At 69.7% G+C, this 13,844-nt stretch carries 11 protein-coding genes, 2 tRNA genes and 1 pseudogene; 6 read left to right on the top strand and 8 right to left on the bottom strand.

Translation table 11 applies throughout. From position 1 onward, the window contains the following. Positions 1-64: 64 nt before the first annotated feature. Positions 65-1,078 carry a carbon-nitrogen hydrolase family protein gene (locus ATK30_RS02120; RefSeq protein ID WP_101434047.1) on the bottom strand — a complete coding sequence of 338 codons (1,014 nt, stop codon included), beginning with the start codon at positions 1,076-1,078 and terminating at the stop codon, positions 65-67. 75 nt (positions 1,079-1,153) lie between these two features. Then, positions 1,154-2,086: an AraC-like ligand-binding domain-containing protein gene (locus ATK30_RS02115; protein ID WP_158242435.1), complete on the bottom strand. Its 933-nt coding sequence runs from the start codon at positions 2,084-2,086 to the stop codon at positions 1,154-1,156. A 343-nt stretch (positions 2,087-2,429) separates the two neighbouring features. Here ATK30_RS02115 and ATK30_RS45290 point away from each other — a divergent pair, with 343 nt between their 5' ends. Beyond that, positions 2,430-2,591, top strand: a complete 162-nt coding sequence (locus ATK30_RS45290; protein WP_167441804.1) for a DUF6307 family protein — start codon at positions 2,430-2,432, stop codon at positions 2,589-2,591. Between the two features lie 373 nt (positions 2,592-2,964). Here the strand turns inward: ATK30_RS45290 and ATK30_RS02110 are convergent. After that, positions 2,965-3,858: pseudogene (locus ATK30_RS02110) on the bottom strand (NADP-dependent oxidoreductase). 269 nt (positions 3,859-4,127) lie between these two features. After that, on the bottom strand, positions 4,128-5,066 hold the full coding sequence (locus ATK30_RS02105) for a DMT family transporter (RefSeq protein ID WP_101434045.1): 939 nt from the start codon (positions 5,064-5,066) through the stop codon (positions 4,128-4,130). Between ATK30_RS02105 and ATK30_RS02100 the strand changes: the two genes are divergently transcribed. Next, positions 5,065-6,474: an aminotransferase-like domain-containing protein gene (locus tag ATK30_RS02100; protein ID WP_101434044.1), complete on the top strand. Its 1,410-nt coding sequence runs from the start codon at positions 5,065-5,067 to the stop codon at positions 6,472-6,474. The two genes, ATK30_RS02105 and ATK30_RS02100, sit on opposite strands and share 2 nt — an antisense overlap. A 3-nt stretch (positions 6,475-6,477) precedes the next feature. Here ATK30_RS02100 and ATK30_RS02095 read toward each other — a convergent pair whose 3' ends face one another. Then, the gene (locus ATK30_RS02095; RefSeq protein ID WP_101434043.1) at positions 6,478-7,980 is read right to left on the bottom strand and encodes a class I adenylate-forming enzyme family protein; all 1,503 of its coding nucleotides are present in this window, start codon (positions 7,978-7,980) and stop codon (positions 6,478-6,480) included. A 9-nt stretch (positions 7,981-7,989) separates the two neighbouring features. Then, positions 7,990-8,865: an alpha/beta hydrolase gene (locus ATK30_RS02090; RefSeq protein ID WP_101434042.1), complete on the bottom strand. Its 876-nt coding sequence runs from the start codon at positions 8,863-8,865 to the stop codon at positions 7,990-7,992. Between the two features lie 70 nt (positions 8,866-8,935). Here ATK30_RS02090 and ATK30_RS02085 point away from each other — a divergent pair, with 70 nt between their 5' ends. Continuing rightward, positions 8,936-9,568 (top strand): TetR/AcrR family transcriptional regulator C-terminal domain-containing protein, encoded by a 633-nt coding sequence (locus ATK30_RS02085; RefSeq protein WP_101434041.1) that lies wholly within the window; start codon positions 8,936-8,938, stop codon positions 9,566-9,568. 34 nt (positions 9,569-9,602) lie between these two features. Here the strand turns inward: ATK30_RS02085 and ATK30_RS02080 are convergent, their stop codons facing one another. Next, positions 9,603-11,420: a flavin-containing monooxygenase gene (locus ATK30_RS02080; RefSeq protein WP_101434040.1), complete on the bottom strand. Its 1,818-nt coding sequence runs from the start codon at positions 11,418-11,420 to the stop codon at positions 9,603-9,605. Positions 11,421-11,587: 167 nt separating this feature from the next. Here ATK30_RS02080 and ATK30_RS02075 point away from each other — a divergent pair, with 167 nt between their 5' ends. The 3 genes from ATK30_RS02075 to ATK30_RS02065 all read left to right on the top strand — a co-directional run bounded on the left by ATK30_RS02075 (position 11,588) and on the right by ATK30_RS02065 (position 13,039). Further along, on the top strand, positions 11,588-12,778 hold the full coding sequence (locus ATK30_RS02075) for a sigma-54-dependent transcriptional regulator family protein (protein WP_416332583.1): 1,191 nt from the start codon (positions 11,588-11,590) through the stop codon (positions 12,776-12,778). Between the two features lie 83 nt (positions 12,779-12,861). Then, positions 12,862-12,933, top strand: a tRNA-Val gene (locus ATK30_RS02070). Positions 12,934-12,967: 34 nt separating this feature from the next. Further along, positions 12,968-13,039, top strand: a tRNA-Val gene (locus tag ATK30_RS02065). Positions 13,040-13,317: 278 nt separating this feature from the next. Here the strand turns inward: ATK30_RS02065 and ATK30_RS02060 are convergent. Then, entirely contained in the window at positions 13,318-13,824 is a 507-nt protein-coding gene (locus ATK30_RS02060; RefSeq protein ID WP_244194475.1) for a hypothetical protein, read from the bottom strand. Positions 13,825-13,844 lie beyond the last annotated feature (20 nt).

Here is a 13,844-nt window from a genome sequence, read left to right as displayed (position 1 = left end):
AGTGTTCTCCGCGACGGGGCCTGGCTCGGCACATTCCTGGCCGGTCGCCAGGGTTTCTCGCAGATCAGCCGGAGATCAGTCCGGACAGTTCCTCGTCCGGATGGTGCAGGGTCGCCGCCGCAGGCTCGGCGGGCGCTTCGACGGTGCGCGGGGCCGGGTTGCGATTGATCAGCAGCCGGAACACGTCGGGGCGGGAATAGTGCCCGACCGGGTCCGCGGCGGATTTCGCGATCGCGATCAGCGCCGGGTCGAGGTCGGCGTAGAGGATGCCTTCCTCGGTTTCGGCGAGCGGCTCGGCCAGCGGGGTGCCTTCGGGACCGAAGACGCGGGCGAAGCCGCCGCCGGTTCGCAGGAGCTGCCGCTTGGCTTCTGTGTCGCAGAACAACTCCTGGGCGGCCTCGCCGATGACCGAGCAGGCGGCGAGGACGAAGGTCTGTCCTTCAACCGCGTACGTGAGGCTGGCGGCGGTGTTGACCTCGGGGCCGAGCGCGGTGGCCGCGCCGCGGTAGACCGAGAAGCTCGGCCAGGAGGCGACATGGATCTCCTCGCCGAGGCTGTACATCGCGTATTTGGTCAGCGGCTGGAAATGCTCCCAGCAGTTCAGCCCGCCGAGCTTGCCGAGCGGGGTGTCGTGCACCTGCAGGTCGCTGCCGTCGCCTTCGCCGTAGACGGACCGTTCGACGTGCGTGGGCTTGAGCTTGCGGCGGACGGAAATCAGCTCGCCGGTGTCGGAGATGAACGCCTGAGCCATGTACAGGCTGCCGCCGTCGCGTTCGCTGAAGCCGAGCACCACGTGCACGCCGTTGTCGGCGGCGGCCCGGCGCAGACGCCGCATTTCGTCGCCGTCGCGGGTCATCGAGTTGGCGGCGTACCGGGGCACGAACGCCATGCCCGCGGCGGGAGAATCAAGCCAGATCCACCACGGGTAGCCGGGGACGAACGTTTCGCCGAACGCGACCAGCTTCGCCCCGCCACGCGCCGCCTCGCCGATGAGCGCGATCGCCTTGTCGATGCTGCCGGCCAGGTCCAGCCACACCGGCTCTGCCTGCACCGCCGCCACCCGCACAACGCTTTCCATGACGCCTCCTCGTTGTCGCCGTGGCAGCCATCATGCGGGCGCGGGCACCCCCGGAACTGACCGCGCGTGCCACGGTCACTGACCGCGTGCGCCACCAGGGGTCGTGCCGAACTCGGCACGGAACGCGCGGTGGAATCCGGACTCGCTGCCGAACCCGCACTGCACGGCGACCGTCGCGATCGGACGGTCCGGATGCTCGACCAGCAACGCCTTCGCCTGCTCCAGCCGGGCTCGGCGGATCGTCGCGGCGGCCCCGCCTTCGGGAGCGAAGATCCGGTTCAGCGTGCGCCGCGAGACCCGGCAGGCCGCGGCGACGAGGTCCACGTCCAAGCCTGGATCGGCCAGGTGCCGCCGGATGATCGCCGAAGCCCGCTCGCGGACGAGGGCACGCGCCGGGTCCGGCCCGGGCTCGGCGGACGCCGCGAACGACGCCGCCGCGGACAGCAGGCCGAGCGCGTGCGGCAGCAGCGAGACCGACGTCTGCGGGCTGGTCCTGGCCGCATCGGCCAGCGCGGTGAAGAACGCCGGAACCACCTGTCCCGGCCCGCCCCGGCCCAACGTCCGGGCGGTCAAGGCCCGGGTGTCGCGTACCGCCAGACCGCGCCGAGGCACCTGGACCACGAGCTGGCGGAACTCGTCGGCGAAGTTCAGCGTGTACGGGCGGGTGCTGTCGTAGAACGCCATGTCGCCCGCCCCGAGCTCGGCGACCCGGCCGTCCTGCTCGACGCGCCCGCGACCGCACAGCTGGATGCTCGCCAGCAGGTACTCGTCCCCGCTGCGGGCGATCAGGCCCGGAGTCCGGCGCACCACCTGCCCGCCAGCCGCCACAGTGGACAGTTCCAGCTCGCCGACCGGCACGTGCTCGATCCGGCCCGAAAAGGCACCCGCGGCGATCGGGGCGGCCCTGAGCTGCACGAACGTCTCGCAGATCATCTCGCGCCAGTAGGCGAACGCCTCCGCGGCGGGCACCGCCGCCGTACTCAGTTCCACCCGGGCCTGCCGGTCCATCCCCGGATTGTCACCCCGCCGGGACACCCTGTCGAGCGCGGACGAAGCTCTCGCACCGGGATCCCGACTGCCACTGCGGGCATCGAAGCGCCGGGTGCGCGATCGTGACCTTCCGGGGTCCGGGTGCGGGTAGTGTCGGTGAGGTCCGGGAGCCTCCCGTGCGCTGGCGGTCATGCCTGCGCCGCTTCCGGGCTCCGCCTACTCGCACGCCACGTGGTGACGATCGCGGGACGTTCTCCGCTTCGGTGGTTGCCGGGGACTGGAGCGTCACCGTGGCAGCAGGATCCCCTCGCAGATGTGCCTGCGTCGCAGGCAGCCGCGAAACCCGAAAGAGGAACAGCCCATGACCGCCGAAACCGCCTTCGTGTCCCGCTACGACCTGCGGGTCGCCCAGGTGCAGGACCTGCTCAAGCAGGACACCGGCCTGACCGACCCCGCTTGCCACACACTGGCAGTGCGGCTGCTGCACCTCCTCGACGAGGCACCCGAGACGCTGCGACGGTAACCCGCCCTGCCGACGTCGCCAGGACCGCAATCCAGCAAAGGGTCTTGCCTTCCAGCGACGCTCCCGCAGTACCCGCACCGCGTCGAGCATCCCGCCCCTTGTCCAGGGGCGGGCGGGTGCGCACCGGCAGTCGGGAGCGTCTGCATAGGACATACACGGCGCACTAATCGCGGATGAAGCGCGGTGAGCGACCGTCGCCGCCCTGGCCAAGGGAGAAAGACACGGCTGCCGCCTCGGAATGGTGGCCGGATCGGGCGGTCGCGGAACGCCTGGCAGGGCACAAGAGAGTCAGGACCGACGGCGACCTCCGGACAGCGAATGCGAAGGAGCGTCGCCAGCCCAACCCCGCGGCGCCCCTTCGAATTCGCGGTGCTCAGACCACCAAGACCCGCCGCCCGCGGGTGTGTCCCGCCTGGCTGTCCGCGTGCGCGGCAGCGGCTTCGGCCAGCGGGTAGGACTGATCGACCGGGATGTGGAGTTTTCCGCGCTCTACCAGATCCACCGTCTCGGCCAGGGCTTCCTTCATGTTCCCGCCCACGCCGGCGAAACGGATGCCCAGCATCGGCGCTTCCAGGTCGGCGATGGTGATCACTCGCGACGGATCTCCGGTCAGGTCAAGCAAACCGCGAATGACGCCGGTGCCGTTGAGGTCCAGGGCCGCGTCGATCTGGCCGAACTGGCGGACCCGGTCGACCCAGCCGTCGCCGTAGGTGGTCGCGATGGCACCCAGGCTTCGGACGTAGTCCTGGTTCGCGGGGCTCGCCGTGCCGATCACCTTGATTCCTCGGTCGCGCGCCACCTGCAGCACCGCGGAGCCGACTCCGCCCGCGGCACCGCTCACCAGCAATGTCTATCCAGTTTGGACACCGACGAGACGGATGACGCGGAGCGCGGTTTCGACCACCGAGGGGTACCCGGCGGCCTCGGCGAAGGTCAAACCTGACGGCAAGCGCGCCCACGACGACAGCACGGCGAGTTCGGCGTAGGTGTTCGAGCCCCGGCCCAGCACCGGGTCGCCCACCTTGACATCGGCGACGCCCTCGCCGACCTCGTCGACCACGCCGGACGCGTCTTGGCCGACGCCGGACGGCAGGTCGATCGGGCGGATCCGCTGGAACTGGCCTTCGCGAGTGCGCCAATCGTGCGGGTTCACGCCCGCCGCTCGCACGGCGACGCGGATCTGACCGGGTCCCGCGTGGGGTTCGGGCACTTCGGCCAGTTCAAGGACTTCGGGGCCGCCGTATGCGGCGAAGCGCACTGCTTTCATGCCGCCAACGTAACAACAACGGTTAGTGTTTTGCAACGGTTAGCGTTACGGTCGACGGACCGAGCCAGCGGGTGCGCGCGCAAAGGCGCGGGGGATACGCACCGCGTGACCAAGGCTTTGTCGGCAGGTACGCCAATTCCCAGAGCGCCGGCCATGGCTTGATCGTCCGCGACGGTGAGAGCCCCGGCGGGGCCTTGCGCTCCGGCGGCGACCACCAGACCGTCCGGCGATCCGGCTGTCCGACCCGCGACTACTGGACCTGACCGAGATCAGCTCACCCCCGGCACCGGAGGCCGGGCAGTCCGGACCCGCACCGCGCTGCCCGCGCAGACGATCACCGCCAGTCCGCCCAGGATGGTCTGCCAGGTCAGCTCTTCGCCCAGGAACACCGCTGCCCACACCAGGTTCAGCACCGGCTGCACGAGCTGCACCTGGCTGACCTGAGTCATCGGCCCAAGACCCAGCCCCCGATACCACGCGAAGTAACCCAAATACATGCTCACCACCGCCAGATAAGCGAAGGCGGCCCATTCTCCCACTGTCGCATGTGGAGGGTGGCTCGCCATCGTCCCGACGGTCAACCCGACCATCAACGGCGAGGCGACCACCAGCGCCCACGAAACGGTCTGCCAGGCGCCCAATTCCCGCGCCAGCAAGCCGCCCTCGGCGTAACCCACCGCGGCGGCCAATACTGCGCCGAAGAAAAGCGCGTCCGACCACTGCAGTCCGCTGAGTCCGCCGCCTTGCAGCACCGCGAAGCCGATCGCCGCGACGGCACCGATGGCGGCCACGACCCAGAAAGCCGCGGGTGGACGTTCGCGGGCGCGGAGCACTGCTACTACGGCCGTCGCTGCGGGGACCAGCGCGATGACGACGGCGCCGTGGCTGGCGGGGGCCGTGGTGAGGGCGTAGGAGGTCAACATCGGGAAGCCGACCACCACTCCGCCCGCGACTACGGCGAGGCGGAACCACTGCGTACCGCGCGGGAGGCGTTGTTTGGTGGCGATCAGCGCGACGCTCGCGAACACCGCGGCGACCACGGCCCGGGCAGAGCCGATGAACATCGCCGAGAGACCGCCGTTTTCCACCGCGACCCGGGTGAACGGCATCGTGAACGAGAACGCCACGACGCCGAGCAGGCCCCACCAGAGACCGACCCGGGGTAACGCCGATGCCACCGGAAGAGTAGCGCTATCCTCTAGTTTCATGTCCGACGATAGCAGCTCCCGGATCGCTTCGACACTGCGCGAGTGGATCGCCACCGCCCCGGCGGGAGCGAAGCTGCCGTCGTCGCGAGCGCTGGTCGCGCGGTACTCGGCTAGTCCGGTGACCGTCCAGAAAGCCCTACGCAGCCTGTCTTCCCAAGGGCTGGTGGAAAGTCTGCCGGGAGTCGGCACGTTCGTCCGCGCCGCGCCCGCGACGGGATCCGGTGACTACGGCTGGCAGACCACGGCGCTCGGAACGCCGGGGCACGGGTTGCTCAAGCAGCCCGCGTCGCTGCAACCGGTATCCACTGACTCAGTAGCGCTTCATTCCGGCTATCCCGACCCGGACCTGCTGCCGGAGCGTCTCGTCCGGAGTGCGTTCTCCCGCGCGGCCCGGACGGCCGCGCTGGTCGGACGGCCGCCGACCGCGGGCGTTCCCGAACTGCAGGCCTGGTTCGCCGCGGAACTGCGCGCGGTGACACGCGCGGGCATCGCCCCGGTGACCCCACGAGACGTCGTGATCACCCCCGGCAGCCAAAGCGGCCTGGTCACCGCCTTCCGCGCGCTGGTCGGACCGGGACAGCCGCTCCTGCTCGAATCGCCGACGTACTGGGGCGCGATCCTCGCGGCGAGGAAAGCGGGCGTCGCGGTGGTGCCGGTGCCGAGCGGCCCGCACGGACCGGACCCCGACGTGCTGGCCAAGACGTTCGAGCAAACCGGCGCGCGAGCCTTCTACGCGCAGCCCAGTTTCGCCAGCCCGACCGGCGCGCTGTGGCAGCCCGACCTGGCCGACCGCGTCCTCGACACAGTCCGCCAGCACGGTGCCTTCCTGATCGAAGACGACTCCGCGCACGATTTCGGCATCACTGCGGAGCCGCAACTGCTCGCGGGCCACGACGACGACGGCCACGTGGTCTACCTCCGTTCCCTCACCAAGAGCGTCTCCCCCGCGATCCGCGTCGCCGCACTGATCGCCCGCGGCCCGGCGCGCGACCGGATTCTCGTCGACACCCTGGCGGAATCGATGTACGTCAGCACGGTGCTGCAGACCGTCGCGCTCGACATCGTGACCCAGCCCGCCTGGCGCACCCACCTGCGCCGGGTCCGGCACCAGCTCAAGACCCGCCGGGACCTGCTGCTCGCCGGCCTCCGCGACCACGCGCCCGCGGTGCGGGTGGAATCCGTGCCGCAGGGCGGCTTGAACCTCTGGGCGCGGCTGCCCGGCACGGTCGACCTGGCGCGCGTGGTCCGCGACTGCGAGTCCGCCGGAGTGGTCATCGGTCCTGGCGACGAATGGTTTCCCGCCGAACCGACCGGTCGATTCATCCGGCTCAACTACGCCGGACCGAATCCGGACGCGTTCGCCGACGCCGCGCGGGTGATCCAGGAGGCGGTACTGGCGAACGCCTGATGACTAGCCATTTTCCGCGCGCAGAGCGGCCTTTTGCACCTTCCCGGACGGCGTCAGGGGCAGGCTGTCGCGGAGCACGATCTGACGCGGAACCTTGTAGTCAGCCACCTTTCCCGCGCAGAACTCCTTCAATTCCGCCTCAGTGACCGCCGAATCCGGTGCCGGGACAACGTAATACCGGCCGATCTCCCCCAGCACGGGATCGGGAACGCCGACGCCGGCCGCCAGCAGAACTCCGGGGTGCGCGGCGAGGACGTTCTCGACCTCGACCGGATAAATGTTGAATCCGCCTTGGACGAACATGTCCTTGGCGCGGCCGTGCAGCGTCAGGTAACCGTCCTCGTCCGCCCGGGCCATGTCGCCGGTGTGCAGCCAGCCGTCCGCGTCGACCGCCGCCGCGGTTTCGGCCGGCAGATTGTGGTAGCCAGCCATGATCGACGGGGTACGGAACAGCAATTCGCCAGTTTCCCCGACCGGCAATGCTTCTCCGGACGGCGAGGCGATTTTCGCTTCCACGCCGGGGAAAGGGACGCCGATGGAACGTTCGGTCGCTTCCGTGCTGGCACCCCACGGCGTCATCACCACCGCACCGGACACCTCGCTCAGCCCGTACAGATTCATCACTGTCGCATTCGGGAACGCAGCCGTAAGGCGTTGCAGCAGAGCAGGTTCCGCGTTCGCGCCGCCGGTGACGACTACGCGAATCGCCGAGGTGTCGGCACCAGCGAAACGCTCGTGATTCAGCAGCAGCGTGTGCATTGTCGGCACGCCGACCCAGATCGTCAGGCCAGCAGTCCGGAACAAATCGGCGGCAGCACCGGCGTCGAAGGCCGGCAACAGCACCGAACGGCTGCGCGCGATCAAAGCGGACAGGATGCAGCAGGTAATACCGCTGACGTGATTCAGCGGAACGGCCACCGGGAGTACGTCATCGCGGCTCAACTGCAGGTGATCGGCCTCCGCGGCGGCGGACGCCAACTGACCGCGGTGAGTCAGCGTCGCGCCTTTGGGACGGCCGGTGGTGCCGGAGGTGTAAATGATCATCACCGGGTCGTCCGCCTCGACCGCCGCCGAAGCAGCAGCCACCGCATCGGTGTCCGCCTCCGCTATGCCGAGTTCGGCGAAGGTCGTGACGGAAACGCCGGGCAGCGCAAGGTTTTCCAGCAGCGCAAGGAAATCGACGTCGCCCGCCGAAGGTTCGGTCACCACGAGACGCGCACCGGAATCGTTCAGGATGTGCGCGAATTCGGTTTCCCGGTACCGCGGGCTCAATCCGACCACCACCGCGCCGATCTTCGCGGCGGCGAAGTACACCGCCAGCCACTCCGGCGTCGTGCGCCCGTTGACCGCGATCCGGTCGCCGCGCCGCACGCCCCGCCGCAGGAAGTCGGCGGCGATCCGGTCCGACCAGGCGTCCATCTCGGCGAACCGGAGGTCGCGCGAACCGGCGGTCCAGCCGACGGCGTCCGCGGGAGCGCTGCGGAGCAGGTCGGGAATACGCGTCATCACTCGTCCTCACTCGGTCAGGTGGACGGCGAGGAAGTCGAGCTGATCCGCGACCGCCTTTTCGACCACAGGCGGATGGTAGACCGTGAAGTGATCCGCGTCGTAGTGCTTCAGCTCCGCCCGCGGCGCTTCCTCGGCCACCGCGACGGCAATCGACGGGTTGATGAGATTCTCGCGGTCGCAAGCGCAGATCAGCAGCGGACACCGCACGCGAGGAGCCTGCGCGGCGGCGTTGTAGAACGCCATGGCCAATCCGGACGCGGCGGTGATCCGGTTGTCGAACTCGTAACCGTCCGGCGTGACCGATTCCCAGCCCTCCAAAGCGCCGGGCTGATTCACAAAGGCCAGGTCACCCGGGCGGCCGACCAGCGGAACGTACCGGCGAGGCAGCCGCAAAGCCGACCGCACCAGGTCGGAGACGATCGGCCCAGTAAACCGCGCGAGGTGCCGCAGCCCGGCTCGCGCGACGACGGCGCGGCCGCTGAACACCGGGCACTGCACGACCGCCGCAGCCAGCGACGGATGCCGCGCCGCCGCGGCGAGCACGTGGCTGGCCCCGAACGACGTTCCCCACAACGCGATCCGGCCGGCGTCGATCTCCGGCCGCGCGCGGGCGAACGCCAGCGCCGCGTCGACATCGCGCGCGTACCGGCGCTGGCTGACCAGCTGCCGGGGCTCGCCGCCGGACTCGCCGAGGTGCCGGAAATCGAACGCCAGCACGGCGAAACCCGCCGCGGAGAACCAGGTTTCGTACTGGCCGAGCATCATCGCGTGCGTCGCGCCGCCGCCGTGCACGAGCACGACCGCCGGATGCGGCCCCGGTCCGTCCGGGAGGGTGAGCCAGGCCGCGCACTCGTCGCGGCCGGAACGGAAGCTGGTGCGCATGGCCTCTCCATCAAGTACGTTGTACGTGAACCTAGCTAAACACGTACCTTGTACTTAATCAAGGAGCACCATGCCCGCACCGCGGAAGTTCACGCGCGAACGGCTGCAGGCCGCCGCGCTCGCGCTGGTCGACGCCGCCGGACTCGACGGCCTGACCATGCGCAGCCTCGCGACCGAACTGGGCACCGGGCCGATGACGATCTACAACTACGTCGACGGCCGCGGCGGGCTGGAGCGACTCGTCACGGAGGCGGTGATGGCGGAGGCGGCCTGGCCGGAACCGTCGGACGACTGGCGGGCCGACGTCCATGCCGTCGCCGAGGGGATGTGGCGGGCGGTGCGGGCGCATCCGCACGCCATCCCGCTGATCCTGACCCGGCGCAGCCTCGATCTGACGACGCTCCGTCCGGCCGAAGCTCTGGTGCAAGCGCTTGCGCGCAGCGGACGGTCCGGCGCGGACCTGCTGGTCGCGTTCCGGACCGTGTCGGCCTTCGTCACGGGCTTCGCGCAGGCCGAACTGGTCGGTCCGCTGTCGCGCGACAAGGACGTCACCGAGACCACCGGCCGGATCGCGGCACTGCCGCGAGACCAGTTCGCCGGACTCGCCGAAATCGCCACGGCAGCCGAGGCCAGCGACCCGGAGACCGAGTTCGCCGCCGGAATGCGCATCGTCTTGCATGGGCTGCAAGGAAAAACCCGGTGACCGCACCAGGCGGCCACCGGGTTTCCCGTCACCCTCAAGACAGGTGATGCACCTCCTGCAGCCCGTACACCGGCGTCTCAATGCCCTCGAACCGCGCCTTCAGCTGCAGTGCCAGGTACAGCGAGTAATGCCGGGACTGGTGCAGATTCCCGCCGTGGAACCACAAACCCTCCTGCTGGGTGGGCTTCCACATGTTGCGCTGCTCGCCCTCCCACGGACCCGGGTCCTTCGTCGTGTCCGAGCCGAGGCCCCAGCATTTGCCGACCTTGTCCGCGGTTTCCTGCCCGACCAGGTCGGCGACCCAGCCGTTCATCGAGCCGTAGCCGGTCGCGTAGACGACCACGTGGGCTTCCAGCTCGGTGCCGTCCTCGAGCACCACCGAGTTCGCGGTCAGGTGGTCGACCTGGCCGTGCGCGAGCTTGATGCTGCCGTTAGCGACGAGTTCCGACGCGCCCACGTCGATGTAGTAGCCGGAACCGCGGCGCAGGTACTTCATGAAGAGGCCGGAGCCGTCGTCGCCCCAGTCGTGCTTGAAGCCCGCCGCCTCGAGCCGGGCGTAGAAGTCCGCGTCGCGCTCGTGGATCGCCTGGTACACCGGGATCTGGAACTCCGGCATGATGCGGTACGGGATCGAAGCGAAGATCAAGTCGGCCTTCTCCGTGGTGACGCCCGCGGCCACCGCGCGCTCCGAGTACAGGTCGCCGAGGCCGAGGTCCATCAGCGAATCCGACTTCACGATGTGCGTCGACGAGCGCTGCACCATGGTCACGTCCGCGCCGTGCTCCCACAGCGCCGCGCAGATGTCGTGCGCCGAGTTGTTCGAGCCGACGACGACCGCCTTCTTGCCCGCGTACGCGTCCGGTCCGGGGTGCTGCGACGAGTGGTGCTGGTCGCCTTGGAACTCGTCCATCCCGGGGAACGACGGCAGATTCGGCTTGCCGGACATCCCGGTCGCGAACACGACGTGCCGCGGCGTCAGGACCACCTGCTCCCCGTCGCGGTCCACCGTGACGTGCCACTGCTTCGCTTCGTCGTCCCACGCCGCGGAGGTGACCGTCGACCGCGTCCAGTACGGCACCTCCATCAGGCGCGTGTACATCTCGAGCCAGTCGCCGATCTTGTCCTTCGGCGCGAACACCGGCCAGTTCTCCGGGAAGGGCAGATAGGGCAGGTGGTCGTACCAGACCGGGTCGTGCAGGCAGAGGTTCTTGTACCGCTTGCGCCACGAATCGCCGGGCCGGTCGTTGCGCTCCACCACCAGCGAGGGCACGCCGAGCTGGCGCAGCCGCGCGCCGAGCGCGATCCCGCCCTGCCCGCCGCCGATCACGACGACGTAGGGCTGCTGGTCGTAGCCGAGCTTCTCCTGCTCTTCGGCCCGCTTCTCCGCCCACGACCGGCGCCCGCGGACCACGCCGTGCTCGACGCCCTTGGGCCGCCGTTCCCGCTGCGGCTCCTCGAACCCCTTCAGCTCGCGCAGGCTGGTGAGCAGCGTCCATGCGCCTTCTTCCTTCAGCCGCAGATGCCCTTTCGCGCGTCCGACGGCGGTCTCGAACTCGATCCACGCCTCGGTGACGCCGTCGGCTTCGGTGGCCGGTTCGGCGGTGCGGAACCCGCTCGGATCGGTCGTCTCCAGGCAGCCGCCGAGCAGGCCCGCGACCCCGTCGCGGCCCTCGACGGTCTTGAGGTTCCAGGTGAACGAAACCAAGTCGCGCCAATACGAATCGACGGCGAACAACGCCGCGGCAGCCTCGATGTCGCGGGCGGCCAGCGCGGCCTCGAACCGGGCCAGCCAGTCCTCGACCCGGGCCTGCGGCGTGCCCGCCTGCGCGATCCGGTCGACCGTCTGTGTCATGGCTGCTCCTCCATCTGCTCGCGATACCAGCGTCGTCGGTGGTGTAGCGCCGATCACACTCCCCGGGCGAGCCGCGCGGCAAGGGTTGCAACGAGTTGCACGCGCCGAGGCATGACAACATCGGCGCAGGTCACCTATGCTGGGCCGCTGACGCGATGGTGCGGGAGGTGACTGTGGTGGTGCACAGCGCGGTGCCTCCGGGCCGCAACCTGCCCACCCACGCCCGCGACCTCGTCCGCATGCACGAAGCGGTCATCGGCGGCAGCCGTCCCGCGGTGCCGCCGCGCCCGCTCGTCTCGCGTTCCTGGTCCCGCGTGCTCAGCCTCGGCCTCACCGCCGACGGGATGAACGCGCGCGATTCGGTGCCCGAGGACGAGGTCGAACGCCGCAGGCACGACTCCCCGCTGCGGCACGTCATCGAGGATCTCCGCCAGGTCGTCGGCGCGACGTCCGATTCAGCGCACATGCTCCTGGTAGTCACCGACGCCGACGGCATCATCCTGTGGCGCGAAGGCTCGTCCGCCGTTCGCCGCAAGGCGGACACGCTGGGTTTCGTCGAAGGCTCCGAGTGGACCGAATCCCGCGTCGGCACGAACGCGATCGGCACCGCGCTGGCCGAGGCCGCGCCCATCGAACTGCTCGCCGGCGAACACTTCGAGCAGAACCAGCACCCGTGGTACTGCACGGCCTCGCCCATCCACGACCCGCGCACCGGCGAACTGCTCGGCGTCATCGACGTCAGCGGCCCCGCACTGACCCTGCACCCGGCGATCGGCGCCCTCGTCGAAACCGGCAAACGGCTGGCCGAATCCGAACTGTGGCGCACGCACCGCCAGCGCCTCGAACGACTGCGCCACATGGCTGAACCCGTCCTGTCTTCGGGGCCCGCCCTGGTCGTGGACGAGGACGGCTGGGTCGCGCACAGCGTCGGCGTCTCCGCGGGCGAACGCATCGCCGCGCCCAAAGCCGGCCAGGTCGTCGCCGTCCCCGGCCTGGGAGCCTGCCTCCCCGAACCCATCGCCGACGGCTGGCTCGTCCGCCCCGCCAGCACCGCCCGCACCGTCCAGCTCGACCTCGACCTCACGCCCGCTCCCCTGCTCAGCCTCCAAGCCGGCGACACCGGCTGGCGCCGGCCGCTCACCAAACGACACGCCGAAATCCTGGTCCGCCTCCACAAAGCCGGCCGCGAAGGCCTGTCCGCGGTCGCGCTCAGCCACGCCCTCTACGGAGACGCAGAACACCTGGTCACCGTCCGCGCCGAGGTGTCGCGCCTGCGCCGCCTGCTGGGCGCCATCGTCGACACCCGCCCCTACCGCCTGGCCGACGGCGTCCGCATGACTGTCCACGCAGGACAGTGACCAGCGCGGTCCCCGAAACCGGGCCCCCCGTGCGGCGTCGCCGAGGCGTCCGCTAATGTTTACGACACGTTGCACAGCAGCAAGCGCGATTAGCTCAGCGGGAGAGCGCTTCCCTGACACGGAAGAGGTCACTGGTTCAATCCCAGTATCGCGCACTCCAGTCCACCCCAGGCTGGTGCGTTGCACAACGGGCGATTAGCTCAGGGGGAGAGCGCTTCGTTCACACCGAAGAGGTCACTGGTTCGATCCCAGTATCGCCCACGTTCGAGGCTCGAGGCGAGGTGTGCCCGCGAAACACGCGGGCCTTCCTCGCCTCGAAGTGTTTTCTGGGGGTGCGACCCCCAGGCCCCGCCCGGCGGGGCTTCGCCCCCCGGACCCCCATCGCGTGTGGTCCGGTTGGGGGTGTCGGTGCCGCGATGTCGGTGGCTGGGGACTGGGCCTCTCGCTTTTAGGGCTTCGAGCGTGGGCGGCCCGCTGGCTTGGCGGTGCTGGGGCTGGCTCGTTGTTCAGGTCGTGCGCCGGGGGGCGGGGCGGGTGGGTCAGCGGTTGGTGGGTTTTGTTCGGTTCGCGGCGGTGTTTCTGATCTTCTTGGTGCGGCCGTGCTCGGCAAGGAGGGCCAGCGTCTGCGGCGAGGCGGAGAAATCGGCCAGCCGTCGTTGCATCCAGTCGCTTGCCGAGGACAGAGAGGCGACGCTCGGGGTCTGGCCGTTTTCGGTGGCTAGCCACAGGTTCCAGTCCAGCAGTCGCTGACGGACGAACTCACGGTTTTGCGGAGCCAGCTGGTTTGCCTCGGCGGCGATCTCCGCTGCCTGCTGCTGGAACTTCGACGGAGCCGTCGTCGCGAGGTGGTCTACTAGGTTCACCACTGCAGTCTTGGCTGTCAGTGGTTCTGGATCGCGTGCCAGCACTGCCGCCAGGTCGCGAGGACTCGGCACGACGGCCGCGGCGATGACGCGGCGGTAGGCGGCGGACCGGGCGTGTTCGTCGGCGACCGTGGCGTCGAGGTCGACGTCTGTTAGCCCGGCGGCTTCGAAGAGAGCGGCCAAGTCGGCTCGCAAGGTTGTCA

Origin of the sequence: Amycolatopsis echigonensis (assembly GCF_002846615.1) — a bacterium.
Lineage (GTDB): Bacteria > Actinomycetota > Actinomycetes > Mycobacteriales > Pseudonocardiaceae > Amycolatopsis > Amycolatopsis echigonensis.
Note: the sequence above shows the minus strand (reverse complement) of the source record. Positions and strands in the feature narration are given on the sequence as shown.